Here is a 24,371-nt window from a genome sequence, read left to right on the forward strand (position 1 = left end):
GAAATGACGGAAAAACGGACGTGGGCGCTGAATGGGTTTATCGGTTTGCTGCTGGAAGTCGTTCTTTTTGCATTGGGACTGTATTTCCTCAGCGAGGGCAGTCTGATCGGCGTCCTCTTTCTGCTGCTTGCCGCTGTGGGTATCTCGGGGTTCTTCATCGTACAGCCCAATGAAGCAAAGGTGCTCATCTTCTTCGGTCAATACTTGGGCAGCGTGCGCCGGAGCGGCTTTTGGTGGGGAACGCCGTTTACGATTCGTAAAAAGGTGTCGCTGCGCGTTCGCAACTTCAACAGCTCTAAGCTGAAGGTCAACGATGTGGAAGGAAATCCGATCGAGATTGCGGCCGTCGTCGTGTTTCGCGTGGTTGATTCCGCCAAAGCCTTGTTTGACGTAGACAATTACGAGACATTTGTGGAAATCCAAAGCGAAACGGCACTCCGACACATTGCCAGCAGCTATCCCTACGATACGTTTGAAGACATCAATGCCAGCTCACTGCGCGGCAATGCGGATGAGGTCGCGGCGGAACTGGCCCGCGAACTGCAGCAGCGGCTGCAGGTTGCCGGGGTTGAGGTGTTGGAGGCGCGCCTGACCCATCTGGCCTATGCGACGGAGATTGCGGGAGCGATGCTGCAGCGGCAGCAGGCAGCCGCGATCATTGCCGCTCGGCAGAAGATCGTGGAAGGGGCTGTCGGCATGGTTCAAATGGCCGTCAACAAGCTCAAGGAAGACGGCGTGATCGACCTGGACGAAGAACGAAAGGCAGCCATGGTCAACAATCTGATGGTAGCCATTGTATCCGAACGGGAAGCTCATCCGGTCATCAATACGGGCACGATCTACTAGAGCAGATGCTGGTACAGGGATATGGCCAAAAAGAAGCAGTTTCCCTTGCGAATTGACATGCATCTGTACGAGGTGCTGGAACGGTGGGCGGCCGATGAATTCCGCAGCGTCAATGCCCATATTGAATTTCTGCTTCGTGAGTCCGCCAGACGCGCCGGCCGCCTCTCTTCTGGCGGCAAGGAACAGAAACATCCGGATGAGAACGACCAGGAACATGACTGATGCTTCCTGCCATGCGATCACGGCGGGCGTACCTGTACCCGCTCAGAAGTGTGTGGCACATACGAAACACAAGCCGTGCTCCCAATGGGGAACACGGCTTGTATTTTTGCGTCCGTGCGTTTCGTCACAACCCCTGGACCAGTCTCGCCGCCCGCTTGGCCGCCTGTTTTTTGATCTTTTCCCAGGAGAGGGTAAGGAGTTCACGCCGCCGCATCAGCATGCGGCCGTTGACGAATACGGTGTCGACGTCTCCGCCCTGGGCGCCGTAGGCGATCAGCGAGGCGATGTTGTGGACAGGCTGCAGGTGAGGCTTGTCGAGGTCGATCAGAATGAGGTCTGCCTTTTTGCCCGTTTCCAGAGTCCCTACCTCGTGGTCGATGCCCAGCAGTTTGGCGCTTTCGATCGTCGCCATGCGCAGCACCTGTTCGGCCGGCAGCCGGGTCGGGTCGCCGTAATCCAGCTTCTGCAGCCAGGTGGCGGCTTTGATCTCCGCAAACATGTCCAGCGTGGTGGCGCTGCCGGCGCCGTCCGTACCAAGGCCGACGGTGATGCCTTGCGCCAGCAGATCGGTCACCGGCGCAATACCGCAGCCCAGCTTTAGGTTGCTGACGGGATTGTGGGCGACGCCGCCGCGCATGCCGCGCAGGTAGCCGATGTCTCGGCGCGTCAGGTGGACGGCGTGGGCCAAGAGGACATGATGGTGGTCGAACAGGCCGAGCTGGTACAGGTATTCGGTCGGGGTCTGTCCGTACTTGTCGCGGAGCTTGACCGTCTCCTCGATCGTTTCCGCCAGGTGGATGTGGATGGGCACGCGCCGCTCCCGAGCCAGTGCGATCACCTCCCGCAGCGGTTCGGGCGGGCAGGTATAGGGGGCGTGCGGGCCAAACATCGTGGTGATGCGTCCATCGCCAGCACCAGACCACTTTTCCACCAGGTCGATCCCTTCCTGCATCCGCTTGCCTCCGTCATCCTGGAGAAAGACCAGACCCCGGGTGAGCGAGGACCGCATCCCGCTGTCCAGCACCGCCTGTCCCACCGCGTCCATGCAGACATACATGTCGGCAAACGCGGTCGTGCCGGAGCGGATCATCTCCGCTGCGGCGAGCAGCGTGCCCCAGTAGATGTCCTCTTCCGTCATCCGCGCTTCAGCGGGCAGCATCTTTTTCTCCAGCCAGTCCATCAGCTTCAGGTCGTCGGAAAAGCCGCGCATCAGGCACATGGCGGCGTGGTTGTGGGCGTTGATCAGGCCGGGCATCGCCGCCATTCCCCTGGCGTCAATCACCTCGTCTGCCTCACGGTCGATGACAGGGGCGACGCCGGCGATCCGCTCGCCCTCGATCAGGATGTCCCCCGCAAACGGCTGCTCTCCCTCCCGCATCGTCAGAATCGTGCAGCCTTTGAGCAGTGTCGTCTTCATCTGGACTCCCCTCCACGTAATGATGATGGTGTCGCTTTGAGCGTAAGGGTTGCCGTTGCGGAAAGGTCAAGAGGCGGAGAAAACTCATCGTATGATATCCCTTTTGTTACTGTCCCGAAAATTTTCATGGAGGATTGTCTACTTATGTACCCTGCTAAAAATGCAATTCATGGAATGATTTCCTGAGGTTTTACAAACATGACTGATGCGGATTCGCGAGATAGGCATTTCAGTGCTGGGGATGGTATAAAAGCATATGTGGTGAAGCGTTTGCTTGCAGCGGATATGCTCACACTGGAGGCAGGATTGGAAATGATGCAACGCATAGGGGACTTGAGGAACGGTAGATTCACGGCATCACGGGCTATATTTAGAGTCTATAAACTATTTTGTGTAAACTCCTAACCTTCAAAATAGAGTACAATGAATTCTAAGAAAGGTTGGGAGAGCCCATGAGCCTGATGACCAAAGAGCAACTCAAGCAGTGGATCAAGGAAAAGAACATGCAATCGGTGGAAGACGTCCAATCGGCCCTGAAGGAGTTGTTTGCCGACACCCTTCAAGAGATGCTGGAAGCCGAACTGGAGACATCTCTTGGCTACGCCAAGCACGACACGAAAAACAAGAAAACCACCAACAGCCGGAACGGCTACAGCAAGAAAAAGGTGCGTTCCGAGTACGGCGATGTGGACATTCAGGTTCCGCGTGACCGGGCCGGTGAGTTTGAGCCGACCATCGTCAAAAAGAACCAAACGAACGTGACGGGTATCGAAGACCAAATCATTGCCATGTATGCCAAGGGTGTTTCTACCCGCGACATTCAGGATCACCTGCAGCAGCTCTACGGCATCGAGGTTTCTCCTACCCTCATCTCCAACGTGACCAACAAGATCGTCCCGCTGATCAAAGAATGGCAAAACCGTCCTTTGCAGGCTGTATATGCGGTCGTGTTCCTGGATGCCATTCACTTCAAGGTGAAACAAGACGGTGCCATCGTCAACAAAGCCGCCTACATGGCCATTGGCATTGACTTGGAAGGCCACAAAGATGTACTTGGCATCTGGATCGGGGAAAATGAATCGGCAAAGTTCTGGCTTCATGTCGTAAACGAGTTGAAAAACCGGGGCGTGCAAGACATCCTCATTACCTGTGTGGACAATCTTCGCGGCTTCTCCGAGGCCATTTCCGCTTGCTATCCCATCACGGAAATCCAGAAGTGCATCATCCACCAGATTCGCAACTCGATCAAATACGTTTCCTACAAAGACATCAAGAAGATCACGTCGGCCCTGCAGCCGATTTATAAAGCGGCCACGGAAGAGGCCGCCTTGGAAGAACTGAATCAATTCGAGCAGACGTGGGGACAAAAGTACCCCCTTATTGTCCGTTCCTGGCGTACGAACTGGGCGGAAATCTCCACCTTCTTCAAGTACTCACCCGAAATTCGCAAACTGATCTACACAACCAATGTCATTGAGAGCTACCATCGCCAACTGAGAAAAGTCACCAAAGGAAAAGCCATTTTCCCTACAGACGAAGCCCTGCTCAAAATGCTCTACCTGGCAACCATGGATGTGTTACGAAAGTGGACGGGGAGAGTTCAGAACTGGGGCCAAATTCTGTTACAACTGTCCGTTCAGTTTCCGGAGCGAGTTCAACCATATCTCCGCTGAGCCTAACGGCTATTGGAGTTTACACAAAATCATTGACAGACCCTATATTTACGTTTATGCTGAACATATTTTTTATACTATTAGCTTATATGACCGATTTCATTTGTAACAGGTTGTCGAGAATTTCTCGACAACCATGATTTTTGTTTTTTAGCGATAGTTTCAGGTTTATTTTAATTTGAATGAAAGAATATAGATAATCATAAAAATAACGAAACTTACTATAGAAACTATTCTTCGTTTATTAAATTCCTTCTCATTTTTCTCGACAATCCATTTAATAGCTTCTAAGAAATTGTATATGGCAAGAACGTGTCACCGCCGGGATATAATTGACCCAGGTTCGCCGGAAAGAAAATGACCCACCCATAGCGAATATATCCCCTTCGTAATTAACGGCCAAGTTAATCTTCGGAGGGAGACACATGCTAAGGAGTGGGATAGTGATATCGTTACATACCATGAGGGCAGAAGGCAAGAGTATTCGTGAAATTGCCCGTCTAACGGGGCATTCTCGAAATACAGTTCGCCGATATCTCCGGGGTGAATTCTCCCCCGAAAAGGGAACCCGTAAATCTCGTGGTTCCAAGCTTGATCCGTATAAACCGTTCCTGCAGGAACGTCTTCAAGAAGGTATCTATAACTGCGAGGTTTTATTCGATCTTCTACGAGAAAAGGGGTATACCGGGGGACGTACCATCTTGAAAGACTATGTGAAGGACTTCCGTCCTCCCAAACAAGTTCCCGCTGTTCTTCGTTACGAGACGAAACCTGGTGAATATGCACAGGTCGACTGGGGACTGTGTGATTACGTAGATTTGGACGGTACAGTCCGAAAAGTGCCGGTATTTGTCATGGTATTGGGGTACTCTCGTTCCACCTATATAGAGTTCACTAAGCGTTGTGACATTCACAGCTTTCTTCGTTGCTTGATTCATGCTTTTGAATATTTTGGGGGCATCCCAAAGGTAATGCTGACCGACCAGATGAAAACCGTCGTACTGGGCATGGGAGATGATCGAAAACCTCGCTGGCATCCGCTTTTTGCCGACTTTGCTGCAGCGATTGGGCTTGTTCCAAAAGTATGCAAAGTTCGACGCCCCGAAACAAAGGGAAAAGTGGAACGAGGCGTTCAATACGTAAAAAACAACTTTCTTCCTGGCAAACGCTTCGTTGATTTACAGGATCTCAATCAACAAGCCCTACACTGGTGCGAGCGGATTAACCGCCGTATTCATGGAACAACCGGCGAACGTCCCATCGACCGACTCCGTGAGGAAAATCTGTCGCCTATCCCTTCAGCTGAACGATGGGAAAAATACTTGCATGAACCGAGACAGGTCAGCCGAGACGGATTTGTTAGCTACGATGGTGTACGATATGGGGTTCCATGGAGGTACAGTGGACGTGAGGGTACCGTGCGAGAAGTGAATGGGTGGGTGGAAATCTGGGCCGACGGCACATGTATTGCTCGACACCAAAAGGTCTATCGATCCCGTGCAACTGTTTTTTGTGAAAACCAGTATGCAGGTCTTACGACTGCTCAAGGATATGCCTATCCACGTCCGCAAGCCCGACAGATTTCATCGCAGCAAGTGGAAGTGCGTTCGCTGGATGTCTATGAGCAGCTGACGGGGGTGGGAGCATGATTGAACTGGAACAGGCACGGCTACGTCTTGAGGAACTTGGGCTTCAGCAAGCGGCTCTACTCTTGGATGCCCATTTGGAAGCGGCAAGTCATGGACAGCCCACCTATCTGTCCTTTCTCAACATGCTTCTAGATGCAGAGATAGCGGAACGTCAAAAACGGAATATGGAGGTACGCACCAAACTCGCACACTTGCCTTACCGAAAAACGCTGGAGGAGTTCGATTTTGCTTTCCAACCCAGCATTGACGAACGGTTGATTCGAGAGCTGGCCACGATGACTTTTGTAACCCGACACGAGAATGTCTTGTTCTTAGGGCCTCCCGGAGTAGGAAAAAGTCATCTGGCGGTGGCGTTGGCTGTAGAAGCCATCTCGCAAGGGATATCCGTTTACTTTGTCAGTCTCTCGCAACTCATCGAAGATCTGCGAAAAGCTTACACGGAAAACAGGCTGGATAAACGCCTACGCATCTATATTCGACCAAAGCTCCTGATTATTGACGAAATTGGTTACTTACCGTTTGACAGTTTGGCAGCTAACCTCTTTTTCCAGGTAGTAAGTGCAAGATACGAGAGAGGGAGTATTCTGTTGACCAGCAACAAGAGTTTCGGTGAATGGGGGGAACTGATGGGCGATCCGATACTTGCTACGGCTATCCTGGATCGGCTCTTACACCATTCCCACATCGTCAATATTAGGGGGAATAGTTACCGACTTCGTGAGAAGATGAGGACTGGAGCCTACGGCTCCCCCTCTACCACCTAACCAACAAAAAATCGCCGGGTGGGTCAATTCTAAACCGGCGATGGTGGGTCAAAATAAAGTCGGCGTTGACAGAACGAATAGGATCATCAGTATTCCTAAGTAATAAAATTCCACATTAATACCTCCCTTAGTGTTTTTTCTATCTTCCTCATTATGTAAATTTCCACCTATATATTACAAATGATATAACAAAAAAGTAAACCTGCTCGCATGTGCAGTAGTTTCATCCATTCCAAACAAATGCTTTTCCCCTTTGTCATAATATAGGTCAGCCTGCTTATCCCCTTTTGGATGTAGACGCATGCCTTCATCAAGTTTTTTAGGAAGTCCAAAACGACAACGTCTTCGAGTGTTGCCCCTTTCCAACGGACATTTTTTTGCCGTTGTTGTAATATTGTTTAATAAACAGCGATTGACTTTAGAAATAAAATTACATAAAATAAAAGGGAAGTTTTGGTAGGAAGTGGTGTCGGGATGCTGAGCGGAGGTCTTGTCAGTCTGCAAGCAATGTTGGAAGAATTGAAGCCGTCCGAACGAAAAGTGGCCGATTTTATTCTCGCCCATCCGCATGAGGTGGTAAAGCTGTCGGTCCAGAAGCTGGCGGAGTTGAGCGGCGTTTCGGAAGCGACGATCATTCGCCTGGCGCGGACGCTGAACATGAAGGGATACCAGGAATTAAAGCTGAGAATCGCCGGGGATCTGAACAAGCAGTCGGAGTCGGACAGCTACCAGGAAATCATGATGGAGGGCAGCGTGGACTCGATCATGCAGGCGATCAGTTGGAACAACATCCAGTCGATCAAGGACACGCTTTCCGTCCTATCAGCCGAAGAGGTGGAGCGGGCGGCCGAAGCGCTGTCCCGGGCCCGCAAGATCGACGTGTACGGAGTAGGCGCTTCTGCCGTGATCGCGGAGGACATCAAGCAAAAGTTTTCCCGGATCAACCTCTGGTGCGAAGCGTATTCCGACTTTCACGCCCAGCTCACGTCGGCCGTCAACCTGACGGAGCGGGACGTGGCAATCGGCATCTCCTACTCGGGACAGACGGAAGACATCATTCAGTCGCTGACGGAGGCGAAACAGCAGGGGGCGACCATCATCACCCTGACCAAATTTGGGCCGTCTCCCGTCGCCGAGCTGGCCGACATCCGACTGTTCACCAGTTCGGTCGAAAAGAGTATCCGCAGCGGCGCCATGGCCTCCCGGATCGCCCAGTTGAACGTGATCGACATTGTGTTTATCGCCATGGTCTCCAGAAGGCATCAGGAAGTGATCCCGCTGCTGGAAAAAACGCGCCTGGCCGTGAGCCGGACCAAGCGGTCGTAGAGGAGGAAGCGAAGATGGAAAGCGTCAAGCGGCTGCTGGAGGAATGGGTGGAGCAGGGGTTGATACCAGGGGCCGCCTTGCGTGTCGTCAACAGGCGCGGCCTCCTCTTCGCCTGTGACGTGGGCCGGACCAGTCTGCCGGACGGACAGCCGGTGACGCCGGATACGCTGTTCGACCTCGCTTCGCTGACGAAAGTGACAGCCACCTTGCCTGCCGTTCTGCTGCTGCTGCAGGAGAGGCGGCTCGCCCTGGACGATCCCGTAGGCTGCTTCTTTCCCGACTGTCCGGCCGACAAGCGGGATATCACCATCGAGCAGCTCCTGACGCATACGGCGGGATTGGCTGCCGACACGGAAAAACGGCGCAGGGACGCTCACATTCCGCTGCCGGAGACGTTGTACGCGCTGCCGCTGCTGCATCCGCCCGGCGAACGCGTGGTGTACAGCGACCTGGGGATGATCTGGCTGGGGCTGCTCGTGGAGAAGCTGACCGGAGAGCCGCTGGACCGTTATGTCAAGCGGCGCCTGTTTGATCCGCTGGGCATGCGGCACACCTGCTTCCGTCCGGATCGGAAAATTTTTCGCAATATTGCGTCTACAGAGTGGTGCCGCTTGACCAACGGCTTCCTCACCGGTGAGGTGCACGACGAAAAAGCGTACGCGATGGGAGGAGTAGCCGGTCATGCCGGCTTGTTTGCCACCGCCGACGACCTGTGCCGCTATGCCATGTTGTGGCTGGGCAGCGATCCGGCGCCGATCACCCCCAAATGGAGGGAGCAGGCCGTACGCTGCCGCACGGAGGGCAAGGGAGGAGCGAGGGGCCTGGGCTGGGAGGTGAACTGCGCCGGTGAGGGGCTGAGCTGCGGCTGTGGATTCAGCCGGAACAGCTTCGGCCACACCGGCTTTACCGGGACCAGCATGTGGATCGATCCGGAGCGCGGATGGGCCGTCATTTTCCTCACCAATGCCGTCCATCTTGGCCGCGATCACGCGCTCAGGCGCTTGCGGCCGATCCTGCACGATGCCGTCACGGCCCGGCTCATGCCGGACCTGACATAAATTGCAGTCAAGTGTACAAAAGGGGGAAGTTGGAGCATGAAGAGGTTCTGTTTGCACACAGCCGCTTCGGTTGTGCTGGCCGCCACGATGGCCCTGGCCGGATGCAGCGGCGGAGCAGAGACGACCAAACCGTCGGGCGAGCAGGGAGGGCAGGGCGGCTCCGCGCAGGTGACGCTCACCATGAACAGTTGGCGCGTTGAGGACACGGAGGGGTACAAGAAGATCATCCAGGCATTTGAAGCAGAGAACCCCGGCATCAAGATCGACTTCAAGCCGCTCAAGGCCACGGAGTACGACACGATCCTGAACACGGCCCTGCAGAGTGACAGCGGCCCCGACATCCTGCAGCTTCGGCCCTACGCGCCCGGCATCTCGCTGGCGGAGGCGGGCCATTTGGAGCCGCTTGACAATCTGCCCGGCATACGCGAGTTTCCCCAGGACGTCCTGGCCGCTGCCACAGGCAAAGACGGCAAGATATACGGCGTCCCGCTCTCGCTCAACTCGACGCAGATTTACTACAACAAAAAAATCTTCGACCAGTACGGGTTAAAGGAGCCGAAAAGCTGGGACGAACTGATCGCCACAGCCAAAACACTGAAGGAAAACGGCGTGGTGCCATTCGCGTTTGGCGCCAAGGAAGGATGGCTGCTCTCACTCAGCCACGGCGTGATTGCACCGGGAACCTACAACGGCAACGCGTTTGTTGACAAGCTGCTGAAAGGGGAGAGTACCTTCACCAGCCCTGAGTTTGTCAAATCGCTGCAGCGGATGCAGGAGCTGGTCCCTTATTTCCCGGAAAATTTCGTCGGCCTGGAACTGAACGACATCCGCACGATGTTTTTCACGGAAAAGGCGGCCATGTTCATCAATGGCAGCTTTGAGCTGGAAGGGTTGAAAAAGATGAACCCGGATCTGCCGATCGATTTCTTCCCGATGCCGACGGATGACGGCAGCAACGTTTTGACCACCTGGGTGGACGGCTCGTACGCAGTCAACGCCAAGTCCAAACACAAACAGGAGGCGCTGAAGTTTTTGGAGTTTATGACGACGAAAAAATTCGGCGAGCTGTTTGCGAGCGAGTTCAAACGGATCAGCGCCGTGCCCGGAGTGAGCACCGACGACCCGCTGGTGAACAAGATGGCGGAGATGTCGCAGAGCATCGCCACGCCGTATCTGATGGTGGTCCATTTTGCGGAAGGGAATCCGTCGACGAAAAAGACGCTGGAGAACGCCCTGCAGGGCATGTACCTCGGCAAATTGACGCCGGAGCAGGTGGCGCAAGAGGTGCAGAATTCAGCGGAAAAATGGTTCCCCGCTTTCAAGAAGTAGACATTTGTGGAAAATGGCGGCGGGGTGAGAGCGTGCTTGTTTCCGCTCCGCTGCCCTCATCAGGGGGTGGGTGAACATGAGCATAGCAAAGACACGGGCTGCCCGTTCAAAGGGAAAAGCGCGGTGGCTCGTCCACCTGTTTCCCCTTCCGGCTCTCGTGATTTACACATTGTTTGTCGTCTACCCGATCGTGTCTGCCTTCACCTACAGCTTGTACGAGTGGGAGGGCATCTCCAGAGGCGCCTACGTCGGCCTGAAAAACTTCATCACGCTGTTTCGGGTGGAGCCGTTTCAGGAAATGTTCTGGAACGCGTTTGGCCACAACGTCATCTACTTCGTGGTCGAGATGATTGTGCAAAACGGCATCGCCTTTGTGCTCGCCTTTCTCATCTACCGGAAGCTCAGGGGAGCCGGTTTCCTCAAGGTGGCCTATTTCCTCCCTCGACTCTTGTCCGTCATCGTGGTCGGCTTTTTGTGGAAGCTGATCCTCAATCCCAACTACGGGGCGCTCAATACCTTGTTGCACAAGCTGGGCCTTTCGGAGTGGGCCAGGCCCTGGCTGGGAGACCCGGATACCGCCTTGTTGGCAATCATTCTCGTCAACTGCTGGTTTGGCATCGGGTTTGCGGTGCTGATCTTCCTCGCCGGGCTGCAGTCCATTCCCGAGGAGCTGATCGAGGCGGCCCGCTTGGACGGGGCGAGCGGCCTTCGCATGCTGGTGAAGATCATTCTTCCGCTCTGCATGCCTTCGATCACGATCATGACGATCTTTACCTTCATCCAGGCGTTCGAAGCGTTTGAACTGGTGTACGCCATGCAGGGGTCGATGGGCGAACCGTATTATTCCACCGACACGCTGGCCGTCTACTTTTACCGGTTGGCGTTCAGCGGGGCGGGAGGCGCCGGAGACATCTCCATTGGTCTGGGCTCGGCGCTTGCCATCGTCATCTTTTTCATCGTCGCATCCGTCTCAGCCCTCTCTCTCTACCTGATGCGGAAACGGGAAGTGCAGCACTGACGGAGCGGAAAGGAGGAGCAGTCTTGTGAAAACTGGCGTGGGCGTCCGGTCGCTGCAGTATGTGTTCGCCTATCTGTTTGCGCTGGTGGCGACGTACCCGATTGTGCTGATGATCGTCTCGTCGTTTAAAACCAATGTGGAGATTTTTTCTGATCCGCTCTCGCTGCCCCGCTCGTTCAGCCTGGAGACGTACCGCAAGCTGTGGGAGGCAGTGCCGTTTGGCCACTTTTTTTGGAACAGCATCGTTGTCAGCGTCGCCTCGGTCGTGCTGATCGCCCTCGTTTCGGCAATGGCCGCCTATTATCTGGCCCGGTTCTCGTTCCGCTGGACAGGGGTGCTGTACTTCTTCTTTCTGATCGGCTTGATGATCCCGATCAAGCTGGGGATTGTGCCGCTGTTCATGCTGATGAAAAAGCTGGGGCTGTTAAACTCCCTCTGGTCGCTGATTGTGATATATACGGCGAGCGGCATCCCGATCTCCGTGTTCATCCTCACCGGCTTTTTCCGCACGCTGCCGGTGGAACTGGAGGAGGCCGCCCGAATCGACGGCTGCAGCCACTTTCAAATCCTGTGGCGGGTGCTGCTGCCGCTGATTCGGCCCGCGCTCGGGACCGTGGTGATCATCAATTTTATCAGCGCCTGGAACGATTTCTTTTTTCCGCTGATCTTCATCCAGGAAGAGACGCTGAAGACGATCCCGGTGGGGATGATGGTGCTGTTCGGCGAGTACGAGACGGACTGGAGCCTGCTGTTTGCCGGCCTGACGCTCTCCGCCCTGCCGATGATCGTCGTGTTTCTCCTGGCGTCCAGGCAGTTCATGGAGGGGTTGACAGCCGGTGCGGTCAAGTGAACAGCGGCGCTGGTTTGTCGGCATCGACGGCGGCGGGAGCAAGACTACGGCGGCTGTCTGCGGTGCGGACGGGCAGATCGTCGCCCTGGCGATGGGAGAGGGAAGCAATCCGCTGTCGCGCCCCTGGCCGGAGGTGGAGGAGACGCTGCGCGCGTTGCTGCGCGACTGTTTCCAACAGGCGGGTGCGGCGGCACACGAGGTGGAAGGGCTGTTTTTCGGATTGGCCGGTGCCGACCGGCCGCAGGTGCAGACGCAGATTGCCAACGCGTTTCGAGCGGAGTGGGGAGAGCGGCTGCAGATCGACAACGATGCCGTGGCCGCACTCTACTCCGGCACCTGGGGCGAACCGGGCATCGTGCTGATTGCCGGCACCGGTTCCATCGCCTACGCGCTGACGGCGGATGGGAGCCGGCATCGCGTCGGAGGCTGGGGATATCTGGTCGGCGACGAGGGAAGCGGCTATGACCTGGGCCGGCAGGCGGTGGCGGCTGTGCTCCGGGCGTTTGACGGCCGCGGCGACCCGACGGCGCTGACCGGGATGCTGGTGTCGCACTACGGGGTGGAGGCGCCCGACCAACTGATCGCTCGATTGTACGGATCGCCCAATCCGCGCAGGGAATTGGCCGGGGCGGCCATCCTGGTGGACCGGGCGGCTGCCGCAGGAGACGAGGTGGCCGGACGGCTGGTGCGGCAGGCAGCCGCTTCGCTCGTGGAGCTGGCGGAGGCGTGTCGGGCCAAGGCTGGAGAGCGGCTGCCCGTAGTGCTGGCGGGCGGGTTGTTGGCATCTGATACGATGCTGCGCCGCGCCGTGCTGCAGATGGCCCGGTTTGAGGCGGTCCTGCCGGATGCGCTGCCGGTGACCGGTTGTCTGGCCGAGGCGCTGAGGCGGGCAGGCCTGTCAGTCAATGCAGCAGTCAGGAAAAATCTGTGCCGATACCATCCAGAGGGGGAAGCCAATGGGGGAGAACTTGTTTGAGCTCACAACGGAGATGCGCAACCAGGCGAGCGAGTCGCTGGATCAGATGTCCAGCCTGGAAATCGTGACGCTGATGAACGAAGAGGACAAAAAGGTGGCGCACGCCGTACAGTGTGTTCTGCCCGAGGTGGCACGGGCTGTGGACATGATCGCCGCCGCCCTGGAAGCAGGAGGGCGCCTCTTTTACTTCGGCGCCGGCACAAGCGGCCGGCTGGGGGTGCTGGATGCTGCGGAGTGTCCGCCCACCTTTGGCACTGATCCGCAAATGGTGCAGGGAATCATCGCCGGCGGGGAAGCAGCGTTGAAGGAAGCGATCGAAGGGGCGGAAGACTCGCCGGAGTTGGGAAAAGAAGACGTCCGCCGGTGCGGCGTCCGCGCCGGTGACGTAGTGGTGGGCATAGCCGCCAGCGGCCGAACGCCGTACGTGATCGGCGCGCTGGAAGAAGCCAAGGCGCGGGGGCGGCCACCGTCTCCCTCTCCTGCAATCCCGATCCCGACATCAGCCAGGGCGTGGACGTCTCGATCAACATCGTCGTCGGCCCGGAAGTGGTGACCGGATCGACGCGGCTGAAGGCGGGGAGCGCCACCAAGATGGTGCTGAACATGCTGACGACGGCCAGCATGGTCCACCTGGGCAAAGTGTACGGCAACCTGATGGTCAACGTACAGGCGACCAACCACAAACTGCGGGAGCGGGCCAAGCACATTGTCATGCAGGCAGCCGGCGTCAGCTACGCCGAAGCGGAGCAGTTGATCGCCGAAGCCGGCGGAGACGCCCGCGTGGCGATCGTGATGAAGCTCGCCGGCCTGTCGGCGGCGGAAGCGGCGGAGCGGCTGCGCCAGGCAGGCGGCAAGGTGCGGAACGCCATTGATCAAGCGAAGAAATAGACACACGAGACAGCGGCGCAGGCCGGTCCGGTGACACGGATCGCCTGCGCCTTGCTTTGTTGTGCGGGAGGCGTCGGTATATGTATCTGACCCATCGACCAGAGGATGGAAACAACAGATGGAATAGGGTAAAATTGGTTGTACATAACAATAAAATTCGGCACAGGCTATTGCCTTGAAGGGGTAGCCGTTTTCTCGTCCGTCAAACAAGGGAGCGGATCGGACGAAGGGTTCTATTCCAACAATGAGCTGGGAGGATGAATCGGATGGCGGACTGGACGGACAGGCGGACCGTGTTGACGGCAGGCTTTGCCCAAATACCCAAGGGGACGACCTTGTACGAATTGTCCACGATGGTGGGATGTGTGCTGATCATCGACGTGGAAGACGATGTCATCTGCGATGCCAGCTTTACGTTTGTCATGGAGAAAACGAGCGACTTTCTCGCCTCGCTGTTGAGAGGAAAATCAGTCGCGAACGGGATGGCGGAGATTGTGCAGGAGGTGCAGGAACGTTTCCTGGCGCCTGGTCAGGGAGCGGTGCTGCAGGCGATTCGCGCCGCAGTCGACCGTTATCACGAGAGAAAGCGATAGGGAAAGCGCAGTCGGCGGCGAAGCGCCAACAGGATCAACGCTCGAAGGTGCTGGAGGGTTGTACATGCGTGAAGAACCATCGACCAGGGAAGAGTACACGCTGCACCTGCTGAAACGGTACAGCCAGTGGCTGCACCGGATCGAACAGGTGGACCGCGAGGAAGTGGATGCGCTCTCCCGCCAACTTGCCGGGGATCTCCCGGAGCCTGAATACATCGGTCACAAACAACTGCTGGAGGGAATTGTCACCCTGCATGAAAAAGTGACACATCTGCTGTGGTTGTCAGAACATTTAAAAATTATCCACGACCTCAGCCACATCTTTGCCAAGACCTTTGAGGAAGAAAAGATTCTGTGGAAGGCCTTTGAACTGGTCTCCCGGGTCATGCCGACAGACGCCTTCCTGATCGCCTTTTACGATGAAGGGGACAACGAGATCCGCATTCCGCTTTGCATCGACAGCGGGGTGAACTACGGTCCGATCACCCTCCCCTACGGAAAAGGTTTGATTTCCAAAGTGCTCGCCACCCGGCAAACCGTCCATCTGCAGACGTCGGATGATGAGGCGGAAGGGGCGTCCGTGCGGTGGGGCAACCCCGACAACGACACCAATGCCTGCATTTTTGTGCCGCTGATGCTGGACAACCAGATCAAAGGGGTGATCTCCGCCCAGTCGTACCGCGAATTTGCCTACAAAAAGGAGCACGAGGAACTGCTTGCCATCATCGGCTTCCAGGTGGCCAGCGCGATTGAAAACGCCAGGCTGTACGATCGGATGTACCAGATGTCGTTCCGGGACGAGCTGAGCGGCATTCTGAACTACCGCGCCTTTCACCGCGATCTGGAGCAGCTTCTAGAGAGCCAGCCGTCCTCCGTCGCGCTGATCATGTTCGACTCCGACCATCTGAAAGCGGTGAACGACCAGTACGGCCATCACCTGGGCGACGCGCTGATTCGGCGCATCGCCGAGGCGTTAAAACAGAGCGCCGCACCGGAAGACAGCGTCTACCGCTACGCCGGAGACGAGTTCATGCTGCTGTCCCCGCGGGCGACGCTGGACGAAGCGATGGCCAAAGTGGGCGCTGTCCGGGAGTACCTGCGCCTGCACCCGCTGGTTTGCGAAGAGCAGGTCATTCCGGTATCGGTCAGCGTGGGAATCGCATGTTATCCCCAGCACGCCGACACGGCAGACGGGTTGAAGCGGGCGGCAGACGAAGCGCTCTACCGCTCCAAGCACAACGGGAAAAACTGTACCACGGTGTACGGTTCGGCGTAGTGCTTTAGCGGCGGAACCAGGCGTAGATAAAGGTAAACAGCGGCGACAGCCACAAAAACAGGGCGTACGGCAGGTATTCAACCGTTGATACGTGCAGCATGTTGGTGAAAAACGCGCCGCTCACGCCCCAGGGAATGAGGGGATTGACCAGCGTGCCGCAGTCCTCCAGGGTGCGGGAGAGACGCTTGAGCTCCATCCCCCTGCGGGCAAAGGTCTCCCGAAACATCTGGCCAGGCAGCAGGATGGAGAGGTACTGCTCACCGGTCAGCGCGTTGACCAGAATGGAGGAGGTTCCGGCCAGCCCGACCAGCCCGCTGTCTCGCTTGATCCGTTGCATCAGCGAGCGAAACAGGCCATCAAACACGCCGCTGTGGTGCAGCAGACCGCCCAGCGAGAGAGCGATCAGGATCAGGGAGAGCGACCAGGTCATCGACATCAGGCCGCCGCGGTTGACGATCGAGGCGACAATGTCATTGGAAAACGAGGCGTGAAACCCATTTTGCATCACATTCAGCCACTCGGCCGGCGAGGTCACGCCCTGCAGCAGCGCAGCGACCGCGATCCCGCCGGCAATGCCCGTAACCAGCGTCGGCATGATCGGTATGCGCATGGCGGAGCAGAAGAGCACAGCCAACGCCGGCAGCAGGGTCAGGGCCGAGATGGTAAAGTGCTGCTCCAGTTCCTGCCGGATGGCGTAAATTCCCTGCAGGTCGACAGGCGCTGTCTGTCCCTGCAGAGCAAAGAACAGCACGGTAATGGCAAATGCGGGGACGGTCGTCCGCGTCATGAAGCGAATATGCGTCGTCAATGGCACGTCCGTCACTCCGGCGGCAATGTTGGTCGTGTCGGACAATGGCGACATTTTGTCCCCAAAACAAGCGCCGCAGATGACGGCACCTGCCGTTACGAGCGGGTCCATCCCCAGGGCGGTGGAGACACCCATCATCGCGATGCCGACCGTGCTGACCGTGGTGAACGAGCTTGCGGTTACGGTAGAGATGACGAGCGTCAGGAACAGGGCGCTCAGCGCAAAATACTGCGGCTGGATGATGGCGATCCCGTAGTACAGGATGGTCGGAATCGTTCCGCTCATCATCCATACCCCGATCAGGATGCCGATCAGCGCGAGAAGCAGCATCGGCGCGACGGCTGACTGCACCCCTTTCACCAGGCCTTCCTCCATACGGCTCCACCTGATGCCGTACAGGCGCAGCAGAACCGTGGAGGCCACGGTCGCGGCCAACAGCGGCATGTGCGGCTCGGCTTTTCCCCAGAACATGGCGGGAAACAGCACGGCAACGACGGCAGCCAGCACCGATGCGCTTTGCGCAAACGACAACGATTTGTTCATCAATAGTCATACTCCTTGTAAAAAGTGGAATGTATGCACGTTTCCGCTTTTTAGCTTTACGGCTTTTGTGCTTTTGTGCGTTTAAGTGAGATAGGGGTACTGTAGCCTGATTTGCTTGATTCGTCAATGATTTTTGTCGTATTCAGAATGGTAAAAAAATAGTGGGCAATTACGTCATAGGGATTTTCCTGCCGCTGTCCACCCCGAATTTCAGACGCGTTTTCGTCCTTGTCTGTTCTACGTCCCCCTTCTTACAATAAACCTACAGCGCTGTGTAGTAGAACATTCGCAGGAAGAACACGTAAATCGGGGTGAACGCATGAAGACAGTGGAAGAATTGGAACGGAAAATGACAGAACCTTCAGACGATTTGGTTCGAGCGGTATCCCAACTGGACGGGGATCTGATCATCCTCGGCGTCGGCGGCAAGATGGGACCCAGTTTGGCCATGTTGGCGAAAAACGCGATCAGGGCGGCAGGAGGGAAGCAGCGGGTGATTGGCGTTTCCCGTTTTTCCTCCGGGACGCTCCGATCCAAGCTGGAGGCAGCCGGGATTGAAACGATATCGGCCGATTTGCTGGACGACCAACAGCTTCAGCAGCTGCCCAAGGCGGAGAATGTCATCTACATGGCCGGCCAAAAGTTTGGCACGACTGGCCGAGAGCCGTATACCTGGGCGATGAATGCCTACCTGCCGGGCCGGGTAGCGGAAGCGTTTCGCCACTCGCGGATCGTCTCCTATTCGACGGGGAACGTGTATCCGCTCATGCCGGTCAAAGGGGGAGGAGCCACCGAGGAGACGCCGGTTGCGCCGGTGGGCGAATACGCGCAGTCGTGCCTGGGCCGGGAGCGGATTTTCTCCTATTTTTCAACCGTTTACAACATCCCCATGCTGCATTTTCGGCTCAATTATGCGATAGACATGAGATACGGGGTCCTGCTGGAAGTAGCCTCAGCCGTCCGCGAGCGGCAGCCGATTGATTTGAGCATGGGGCACGTCAACGTCATCTGGCAGGGGGACGCCAACGAAATGGCGATCCGCTCGCTCGCCCTGTGCGACACGCCTCCTCGCATCCTGAACGTAACCGGTCCGGAAACGATTTCCGTACGCTGGCTGGCTGAACAGTTCGCCAAGCGCTTTGGGGTCGATCCCATCTTCGTGAACGAGGAGCAGGATACCGCCCTCCTGAGCAATGCGTCTGAAGCCCATCGGCTGTTCGGGTACCCGCGGGTCTCGCTTCAGCAGATGATCGACTGGACGGTGGAGTGGATCGAAGCGGGCGGCGAGATTTTGAACAAAGCGACGCGCTTCCAGGAGCGAAAGGGGGAATTTTGAGGTGGTCCAAGGGCTTCGTCCGGCTGTCGCCAAAAACCTGTACGAAGGGGTGGTGATTCCGGCCCACCCGCTCGCGCTCGATGCCTCACGCAAGCTGGACGAACGGCGGCAGCGCGGGCTGACGCGATACTATCTGGCTGCCGGAGCCGGTGGAGTGGCCGTGGGAGTCCACACGACCCAGTTTGAGATCAGGGACCGGGAGATCAATCTGCTGGAACCGGTGCTGCGTCTCGCTGCCGAGGAAGTGGAGCGGGCGGGAAAAACCGACTCGTTCATCAAGGTAGCAGGCATTTGCGGCCCCACCGCACAGGCGCTGCACGAAGCGGAATTGGCGGCCAAACTGGGCTACGATCTGGGGCTGGTCAGCATGGGAGGGCTTCACGACTGGAGTGAAGCGGACCTGCTGCGGCGAACCGAGGAGATCGCCAAAGTAATCCCGGTGTTTGGCTTTTACCTGCAGCCCGCAGTCGGGGGACGGGTGCTGAGCGCCGCGTTTTGGCGGGAGTTTGCCGAGATTCCCGGCGTCATGGCGGTGAAGATCGCCCCGTTCAACCGGTACCAGACGCTCGATGTCGTGCGGGCCGTCTGCCAATCCAGCCGCCGTGACGACATTGCCCTGTACACGGGCAACGACGACAACATCGTCGCCGATCTGCTGACGATCTATCGGGTTTGGGTGGACGGAAAGCCGGTGGAAAAACGGATCGTCGGGGGCTGCTCGGCCACTGGGCGGTCTGGACGCATGCGGCTGTGAGGCTGCTCGACGAGATCAAGCGGGCGAGGGAGAGCGGGATGATTCCGGCAGAGCTGCTGGTCCGCGGCATCGCCGTTACGGACGCCAATGCCGCCTTTTTCGACCCCGCACATCACTTTGCCGGGTGCATCCCCGGCATCCACGAAGTGCTGCGGCGGCAGGGGCTGCTGGCGGGGCGATGGTGCCTGCGGCCGGATGAAGAACTGTCGGAAGGCCAGATGGAGGAGATTGACCGCGTGTACCGGGAGTACCCGGAGCTGAATGACGATTGGTTTGTCCAAAAACATTTGGATGAGTGGCTGTCATAAGTCCCAACAGGCGCAGGGAGGAGGGCGTGGCGATGCAGATCAAAATCAAGATCGGGGTTATCGGACCAGTCGCGATTGTGGAAAACATCCGGGAGGCGATCAAATCGTTTCCCAATTTCATCCCCGTATTTCGCGCTTCCGATCAGATTACGGACGCGCCCGTCTTTGCCCGAGAGTTGATGGACGAAGTGGAGGTGCTGCTGTTTTCCGGCTACTATCCGTACAAAATCGCCAAGGAATCCGTGTCCTTTACCGTCCCGGTCCACTACGTGCCGCTGACGGGAACGGGACTGTACCGCGCGCTGTTTCGCCTGTATCCGTACAGGAAGAGGGGCTGCTTCTCCATTGACACGATTGCCCCGCAGGCGGTGGAAAAAGTGCTGAACGAACTGGGAGAGCCGTTTGCCGAGATGCACTACTACAGCGGGGGCTCCTATCAGGTGGAGGAGATGATCCGCTTTCACCGGGAAGCGTTTGAGCAGGGGATAAGCGACGGGGCGCTGACCGGCGTGAAGGCCGTGTCCGACGCGCTGACCAGTCTTGGCATTCCCAACGAGTGGGTGACGCCCACCATCCAGGACATCACCGTATCCCTGGAGCGGGCGCTGCTGTCCACGGAGAAGCGGCGCAACAAGGAGTCGCAAATCGTCTTCGGACTGATTCAGATCGACGGCTACACGCAGTGGGTAGAGCGGAGCTCGTCCGAGTACGACGTGCAGAAGCGAAAACTGGAGATTCACCGGATGTTTCTCGATTACGTGGGCTGCCTGGACGGCTATTTGACCAGCCTGGGCGGGGGAGAGTACCAGTTTGTCACCACCCGGGGAATTTTCGAACGGGAGACGAGAGGGTACAAATTCATTCCGCTCTTGTCGGACGCGAAATCCGCCCTGGGCGTTTCGCTCAGTATTGGCGTCGGCTTTGGCAAGTCGGCCAACGAAGCGGGAACCCACGCCCGGCTGGCGCTCCGCCAATCCAAAGAGTTCGGAGGGGACATCTGCTTCATCGTGCTGGAAGACAGGAGCGTCATCGGACCGGTCGAAATGGCGCATCCGATGGTGTACGGGCTGTCCATCACCGACAAGGACCTGCTGCAAAAGGCGGAAAAGGCGGGCATGACCGCTGCCTACATGAGCAAACTGATGGCACAGGTCACGCGTCTGGGGAAAACGGAGTACACCGCGCAAGAGCTGGCCTCGATTCTTGGGGTGACCGTACGCAGCGCCCACCGCATCTTGCTGCAGTGGCTCGACGCCGGGCTGGTGGAGATCGTCGGGGTGGAAAAAATCACGTCGCGGGGCAGGCCGCGGCAGGTGTACCGCCTCTCTTTTGCCGCCTCTCCGATCAACCACAGCGAGCATGAGCGGGCCTCGGCCGAGTGAGCGGGAAGGAATTTCAGACGGGTTTTCGACATTGACCCATTATCTGGGGATTGCGTACAGTTGAAGTACAGCAGCATTTATCTGAATGTTTTCAATATTATTGCCGAATGGGGCTTGGACCTGGATGAGCGGTCCACCGTCCTGACGGCAGACCCGGCTCATCCGATTGGTAACGGAAAAAAACGGGGGGATTCGCATGCGTAAACACCGCATCATCAAATGGCTGGCAGCCGTTGGCCTGAGCGGAACGCTGCTCATCAGCGGCTGCTCGGGCAGCCAGGACGCCTCTGGAGAGACCGGCGAAAAGGTGTCCATAAAACTCGGCTACTACTCGTCCGGCTCCTCGGATGCAAAAATGCAGGAGCTGGTGAAGCGATTCATGGAAAAGCACCGCAACATCGAAGTGACGACAGAATCGGCGCCATACGGCAAGTTCTTTCAAAAGCTGGACACCCAGATTGCCGCCGGCAGCGCGCCTGACGTCTGGCTCTCCGACGGTGTCTACGTGGCCAAGTTTGCCGAGCGGGGGGCTGCCAGGGATCTGACCGACTGGGTCATGAGGGACTTGAACACGGACGACTACTACGGCCTGGAGTTCAACAAGGACGCCGACGGACGCTACTGGGGAGTGCCGCAGGGGCTGCAGATCGCGGTGCTGTTTTACAACAAGGAGATGTTTGACAAAGCGGGAGTGCCGTACCCGAACGAAAACTGGACCTGGGACGATCTGAAACAAGCGGCTGAAGTGCTTACGCTTGACAGCAGCGGACGCAATGCCCGCGACCCGGCCTTTGACGGAAAGGCTGTCAATCAATTCGGCCTGGCCTTTTTCAGCATCACCGAGGGCTGGATGAGCGTGCTCAAGTCCTACGGCGGCGGCGTATTGGACGAGACGATGCAAAAATCGATCATCCAATCGCCGGAAAACAAGCAGGCGCTGGAGTGGATTGTGGACGGGATGAAGCGCAACCTGTTTACCGATCCGAGCGATCTGAAAAGCTTTAAAAGCCCGGTCGCCCCGTTCCCCAGCAGGCAGGCAGCGATGCGGATCGGCATTTACGCCAGGGTGCTGGCGGCCAACGAAGCGGGCCTGAACTACGACGTTACCCTGCTGCCCAAAGGGCCGGACGGCAAGCGGTTTGCCCCGATCATCGCCAATTCCTGGGTGATCAACAGCAAGACGAGCGACGCGAAGGCACAGGCTGCCTGGGAGTGGATCAAGTACTGGGTGACGGACGACGAGGTGCAGCAGGAATGGGCCCGTCTGGGCGAAGCGGTGCCGGTGAAAAAATCGGTGGCGAACTCCCCGCTGTTCCTCGATACCGGCACTCCGCCGCAAAACAAGCAGGCGTTTTTGGACAGCTTCGCCTTCGCCGGCCGGCTGGACGACAACGCGGTGTGGGAAGAGTGGCTGAGCAAGTTTAACGACAACATGAACCGTGCCTTCTTGGGCGAGATGTCGGTAGAGGAAGCGATGGCCAAGGCGGATCAAGAAGTGCAGCAGGTGCTGGACGCATTTTACAAAAAGTGAGGGCGCGTCGAGATGGAAACGGTGAAGAAAAATGCCCTAAAGAAGAGCGAGGGGAGATGGGGACTTTTAATGGTCTCCCCTTACATCGTCCACTTCGTCGTGTTTGTGGCGGTGACGTTTCTCGCCTCGCTCTATTTCAGTTTTTCGGACTATGACATCCTGAATCCGCCAAAGTGGGTGGGTCTGGCCAATTACGAGAAGCTGGTGCAGGACCCGGTGTTTTGGAAAGCGCTGTGGAACACCGTTTATTTCGCCGTCTTGTTCGTGCCGGCCCAGACCTTTCTGGCACTGGTGCTGGCGGTCGCGCTGAACCAGAAGCTGAGGGGGTTGAAGCTGATCCGGCTGGCCCATTTTCTGCCGGTCATCTCCTCCTGGACGGTGATCTACTACGTGGCCGACGCGATCTTCAACCCGCGTTTCGGCATGGCCAACTCCCTGCTCATGCGGCTGGGGCTGGAGCCGCAGAAATGGCTGCAGGACGAGTTGCTGGTCATCCCCATCCTGGTGCTGGTGGCTGTCTGGAAGGGGGTCGGCTACATCATGGTGATCTTTCTGGCGGGTCTGCAAAACGTTCCGCAGGAGATGTACGAGGCGGCCGACATCGACGGAGCGGGAACAGTCAAAAAGTTTTTCAAGATCACCATGCCGATGATCTCCGGGACGACCTTTTTGGTCCTCATCCTCAGCACCATCTCCACGTTTCAGGCGTTTGAGCAAATCTACGTGATGACCGGCGGATCGGTGGACGCCACGGCGGCCGGCGGCCCCAACAACGCCAGCCTGCTGCTGATGGTGTACCTGTATCGCGAAGGCTTTTCCTTCCTCCATATGGGCTATGCCTCGGCAATCGCCTGGGTGCTGTTCATCATTTTGTTCGTGCTTACGCTGATCCAGGTCAAACTGCAAAAGCGCTGGGTGTATTACGAGAAATAAGGATGGGTCCCGGAGTGAAAGGAGGCGTTCCATGAACTACTTCCGATTGAAAAAAGCAGCCGGCTACGCTGTGATTCTGTTCAGTTCGCTCGTGATGCTTGTGCCCTTTGTCACCGCCGTATTCAACTCGCTGAAGACGTATCAGCAGTACACGGCCGTACCGTCCACGTGGCTGCCCGATCCCGTGCAGTGGAGCAACTACGCCGAAGTCTGGAACATGGCTGATTTTGGCACCTACACGTTGAACAGCCTGATCGTCGCGATCCTGTCTGTCATCGGGGCCATTCTGTCCAACTCCATGATCGCCTACGCGTTTGCCCGACTGGATTTTCCCTTCAAAAACACGCTGTTTCTGATCGTGCTGGGAACGATGATGATTCCCGCCGTTGTGACGATGATTCCGCAGTTTATCATCTTCAAGGAGCTAAAGATGCTGGATACCCTGATGCCGCTGTGGATTATCGAGTGGCTCGGGCAGCCGTTCGGGATCTTCCTGATGCGGCAGGCGTTTTTGAGCGTCCCGACCGCGTATGAAGACGCGGCCAAGCTGGACGGCTGCAATCCGTTCCAAATCTACTGGCGGATATTTTTGCCCATGTGCAAGCCGGCTCTCGCCACGCTGGCCATCTTTACCTTCATGACCAAGTGGAACGAAATTCTGATGCCGGTGCTGTACCTGACGTCCAAAGAAAAGTACACGCTGCCGATCGGCATCCTGGCGCTGCAGGGGCAGTGGTTCGGGAACGAACAGTACCTGGTGGCGGCCGCGCTGTTGAGTCTCCTGCCCATTCTCATCGTCTTTCTCATCGGAGAAAAGTACTTTGTCCACGGAGCAGGCAGTTCCGGTTTGAAGTAAACGGCCGCGGGACAGCTCCCTGCGGCAAGCGGAAA

At 57.1% G+C, this 24,371-nt stretch carries 20 protein-coding genes and 2 pseudogenes; 20 read left to right on the plus strand and 2 right to left on the minus strand.

Annotated elements, in window-relative coordinates:
- Positions 1 to 3 precede the first annotated feature (3 nt).
- Together IRT44_RS10185 and IRT44_RS10190 are read left to right on the plus strand one after the other, a co-directional pair.
- Positions 4 to 846, plus strand: a complete 843-nt coding sequence (locus IRT44_RS10185) for an SPFH domain-containing protein (protein WP_230076616.1) — start codon at positions 4 to 6, stop codon at positions 844 to 846.
- 21 nt (positions 847 to 867) lie between these two features.
- Positions 868 to 1,068, plus strand: coding sequence for a type II toxin-antitoxin system antitoxin (locus IRT44_RS10190; RefSeq protein WP_171565782.1), 201 nt, complete (start codon positions 868 to 870; stop codon positions 1,066 to 1,068).
- Positions 1,069 to 1,192: 124 nt separating this feature from the next.
- On the opposite strand, the gene IRT44_RS10195 is transcribed toward IRT44_RS10190, so the two are convergent.
- Positions 1,193 to 2,485: an amidohydrolase gene (locus IRT44_RS10195; protein ID WP_230076617.1), complete on the minus strand. Its 1,293-nt coding sequence runs from the start codon at positions 2,483 to 2,485 to the stop codon at positions 1,193 to 1,195.
- A gap of 452 nt (positions 2,486 to 2,937) precedes the next feature.
- On the opposite strand from IRT44_RS10195, the gene IRT44_RS10200 reads away from it, so the two are divergent.
- From IRT44_RS10200 to IRT44_RS10255, 12 genes and pseudogenes are all read left to right on the plus strand, one after another.
- On the plus strand, positions 2,938 to 4,158 hold the full coding sequence (locus IRT44_RS10200) for an IS256 family transposase (protein ID WP_230076618.1): 1,221 nt from the start codon (positions 2,938 to 2,940) through the stop codon (positions 4,156 to 4,158).
- Positions 4,159 to 4,583: 425 nt separating this feature from the next.
- Positions 4,584 to 5,807, plus strand: coding sequence for an IS21 family transposase (gene istA, locus IRT44_RS10205; protein ID WP_008409807.1), 1,224 nt, complete (start codon positions 4,584 to 4,586; stop codon positions 5,805 to 5,807).
- Positions 5,804 to 6,571 carry an IS21-like element helper ATPase IstB gene (gene istB / locus IRT44_RS10210; protein WP_008409491.1) on the plus strand — a complete coding sequence of 256 codons (768 nt, stop codon included), beginning with the start codon at positions 5,804 to 5,806 and terminating at the stop codon, positions 6,569 to 6,571. Before istA ends, istB begins: the two co-directional genes overlap by 4 nt.
- A gap of 474 nt (positions 6,572 to 7,045) precedes the next feature.
- Positions 7,046 to 7,897 (plus strand): MurR/RpiR family transcriptional regulator, encoded by an 852-nt coding sequence (locus IRT44_RS10215; protein ID WP_230076619.1) that lies wholly within the window; start codon positions 7,046 to 7,048, stop codon positions 7,895 to 7,897.
- Between the two features lie 14 nt (positions 7,898 to 7,911).
- Positions 7,912 to 8,955: a serine hydrolase domain-containing protein gene (locus IRT44_RS10220; protein WP_212132298.1), complete on the plus strand. Its 1,044-nt coding sequence runs from the start codon at positions 7,912 to 7,914 to the stop codon at positions 8,953 to 8,955.
- Positions 8,956 to 8,991: 36 nt separating this feature from the next.
- Complete coding sequence (locus tag IRT44_RS10225; RefSeq protein WP_212132297.1) at positions 8,992 to 10,284, plus strand: ABC transporter substrate-binding protein; 1,293 nt, start codon at positions 8,992 to 8,994, stop codon at positions 10,282 to 10,284.
- 76 nt (positions 10,285 to 10,360) lie between these two features.
- Positions 10,361 to 11,302 carry a carbohydrate ABC transporter permease gene (locus tag IRT44_RS10230; RefSeq protein ID WP_171565777.1) on the plus strand — a complete coding sequence of 314 codons (942 nt, stop codon included), beginning with the start codon at positions 10,361 to 10,363 and terminating at the stop codon, positions 11,300 to 11,302.
- Between the two features lie 25 nt (positions 11,303 to 11,327).
- Positions 11,328 to 12,152, plus strand: a complete 825-nt coding sequence (locus tag IRT44_RS10235) for a carbohydrate ABC transporter permease (RefSeq protein ID WP_171565776.1) — start codon at positions 11,328 to 11,330, stop codon at positions 12,150 to 12,152.
- On the plus strand, positions 12,139 to 13,128 hold the full coding sequence (locus IRT44_RS10240; protein WP_230076620.1) for an N-acetylglucosamine kinase: 990 nt from the start codon (positions 12,139 to 12,141) through the stop codon (positions 13,126 to 13,128). The genes IRT44_RS10235 and IRT44_RS10240 overlap by 14 nt, the downstream gene beginning before the upstream one ends.
- Positions 13,109 to 14,016 (plus strand): annotated as a pseudogene (murQ, locus tag IRT44_RS10245) (N-acetylmuramic acid 6-phosphate etherase). The gene IRT44_RS10240 and the pseudogene murQ overlap by 20 nt, the downstream one beginning before the upstream one ends.
- A 266-nt stretch (positions 14,017 to 14,282) precedes the next feature.
- The gene (locus tag IRT44_RS10250) at positions 14,283 to 14,609 is read left to right on the plus strand and encodes a DUF3870 domain-containing protein (protein WP_171565773.1); all 327 of its coding nucleotides are present in this window, start codon (positions 14,283 to 14,285) and stop codon (positions 14,607 to 14,609) included.
- A gap of 64 nt (positions 14,610 to 14,673) precedes the next feature.
- Positions 14,674 to 15,885: a sensor domain-containing diguanylate cyclase gene (locus tag IRT44_RS10255; protein WP_230076621.1), complete on the plus strand. Its 1,212-nt coding sequence runs from the start codon at positions 14,674 to 14,676 to the stop codon at positions 15,883 to 15,885.
- 4 nt (positions 15,886 to 15,889) lie between these two features.
- Here IRT44_RS10255 and nhaC read toward each other — a convergent pair whose 3' ends face one another.
- Entirely contained in the window at positions 15,890 to 17,236 is a 1,347-nt protein-coding gene (gene nhaC, locus IRT44_RS10260; protein ID WP_230076622.1) for a Na+/H+ antiporter NhaC, read from the minus strand.
- 319 nt (positions 17,237 to 17,555) lie between these two features.
- On the opposite strand from nhaC, the gene IRT44_RS10265 reads away from it, so the two are divergent.
- The 6 genes and pseudogenes from IRT44_RS10265 to IRT44_RS10290 all read left to right on the plus strand — a co-directional run bounded on the left by IRT44_RS10265 (position 17,556) and on the right by IRT44_RS10290 (position 24,336).
- Entirely contained in the window at positions 17,556 to 18,572 is a 1,017-nt protein-coding gene (locus IRT44_RS10265; protein WP_212132292.1) for an NAD-dependent epimerase/dehydratase family protein, read from the plus strand.
- A gap of 1 nt (position 18,573) precedes the next feature.
- Positions 18,574 to 19,634, plus strand: a pseudogene (locus IRT44_RS10270) (dihydrodipicolinate synthase family protein).
- A gap of 32 nt (positions 19,635 to 19,666) precedes the next feature.
- Positions 19,667 to 21,016, plus strand: a complete 1,350-nt coding sequence (locus IRT44_RS10275; RefSeq protein WP_230076623.1) for a helix-turn-helix domain-containing protein — start codon at positions 19,667 to 19,669, stop codon at positions 21,014 to 21,016.
- A 196-nt stretch (positions 21,017 to 21,212) separates the two neighbouring features.
- Positions 21,213 to 22,547 (plus strand): ABC transporter substrate-binding protein, encoded by a 1,335-nt coding sequence (locus IRT44_RS10280; RefSeq protein ID WP_212132290.1) that lies wholly within the window; start codon positions 21,213 to 21,215, stop codon positions 22,545 to 22,547.
- Positions 22,548 to 22,559: 12 nt separating this feature from the next.
- On the plus strand, positions 22,560 to 23,480 hold the full coding sequence (locus IRT44_RS10285) for a carbohydrate ABC transporter permease (RefSeq protein WP_171565766.1): 921 nt from the start codon (positions 22,560 to 22,562) through the stop codon (positions 23,478 to 23,480).
- Positions 23,481 to 23,511: 31 nt separating this feature from the next.
- On the plus strand, positions 23,512 to 24,336 hold the full coding sequence (locus IRT44_RS10290) for a carbohydrate ABC transporter permease (protein ID WP_171565765.1): 825 nt from the start codon (positions 23,512 to 23,514) through the stop codon (positions 24,334 to 24,336).
- Positions 24,337 to 24,371 lie beyond the last annotated feature (35 nt).

Origin of the sequence: Brevibacillus sedimenti (assembly GCF_020923495.1) — a bacterium.
GTDB classification, from domain to species: domain Bacteria; phylum Bacillota; class Bacilli; order Brevibacillales; family Brevibacillaceae; genus Brevibacillus; species Brevibacillus aydinogluensis.

What these genes read in the sequence shown, in the direction of transcription:
- IRT44_RS10185 (WP_230076616.1), top strand. Translation starts at nt 4, where the DNA reads ATGACGGAAAAACGGACGTGGGCGCTGAATGGGTTTATCGGTTTGCTG.
- IRT44_RS10190 (WP_171565782.1), top strand. Translation starts at nt 868, where the DNA reads ATGGCCAAAAAGAAGCAGTTTCCCTTGCGAATTGACATGCATCTGTAC.
- IRT44_RS10195 (WP_230076617.1), bottom strand. Translation starts at nt 2,485, where the DNA reads ATGAAGACGACACTGCTCAAAGGCTGCACGATTCTGACGATGCGGGAG.
- IRT44_RS10200 (WP_230076618.1), top strand. Translation starts at nt 2,938, where the DNA reads ATGAGCCTGATGACCAAAGAGCAACTCAAGCAGTGGATCAAGGAAAAG.
- istA (WP_008409807.1), top strand. Translation starts at nt 4,584, where the DNA reads ATGCTAAGGAGTGGGATAGTGATATCGTTACATACCATGAGGGCAGAA.
- istB (WP_008409491.1), top strand. Translation starts at nt 5,804, where the DNA reads ATGATTGAACTGGAACAGGCACGGCTACGTCTTGAGGAACTTGGGCTT.
- IRT44_RS10215 (WP_230076619.1), top strand. Translation starts at nt 7,046, where the DNA reads ATGCTGAGCGGAGGTCTTGTCAGTCTGCAAGCAATGTTGGAAGAATTG.
- IRT44_RS10220 (WP_212132298.1), top strand. Translation starts at nt 7,912, where the DNA reads ATGGAAAGCGTCAAGCGGCTGCTGGAGGAATGGGTGGAGCAGGGGTTG.
- IRT44_RS10225 (WP_212132297.1), top strand. Translation starts at nt 8,992, where the DNA reads ATGAAGAGGTTCTGTTTGCACACAGCCGCTTCGGTTGTGCTGGCCGCC.
- IRT44_RS10230 (WP_171565777.1), top strand. Translation starts at nt 10,361, where the DNA reads ATGAGCATAGCAAAGACACGGGCTGCCCGTTCAAAGGGAAAAGCGCGG.
- IRT44_RS10250 (WP_171565773.1), top strand. Translation starts at nt 14,283, where the DNA reads ATGGCGGACTGGACGGACAGGCGGACCGTGTTGACGGCAGGCTTTGCC.
- IRT44_RS10255 (WP_230076621.1), top strand. Translation starts at nt 14,674, where the DNA reads ATGCGTGAAGAACCATCGACCAGGGAAGAGTACACGCTGCACCTGCTG.
- nhaC (WP_230076622.1), bottom strand. Translation starts at nt 17,236, where the DNA reads ATGAACAAATCGTTGTCGTTTGCGCAAAGCGCATCGGTGCTGGCTGCC.
- IRT44_RS10265 (WP_212132292.1), top strand. Translation starts at nt 17,556, where the DNA reads ATGAAGACAGTGGAAGAATTGGAACGGAAAATGACAGAACCTTCAGAC.
- IRT44_RS10275 (WP_230076623.1), top strand. Translation starts at nt 19,667, where the DNA reads ATGCAGATCAAAATCAAGATCGGGGTTATCGGACCAGTCGCGATTGTG.
- IRT44_RS10280 (WP_212132290.1), top strand. Translation starts at nt 21,213, where the DNA reads ATGCGTAAACACCGCATCATCAAATGGCTGGCAGCCGTTGGCCTGAGC.
- IRT44_RS10285 (WP_171565766.1), top strand. Translation starts at nt 22,560, where the DNA reads ATGGAAACGGTGAAGAAAAATGCCCTAAAGAAGAGCGAGGGGAGATGG.
- IRT44_RS10290 (WP_171565765.1), top strand. Translation starts at nt 23,512, where the DNA reads ATGAACTACTTCCGATTGAAAAAAGCAGCCGGCTACGCTGTGATTCTG.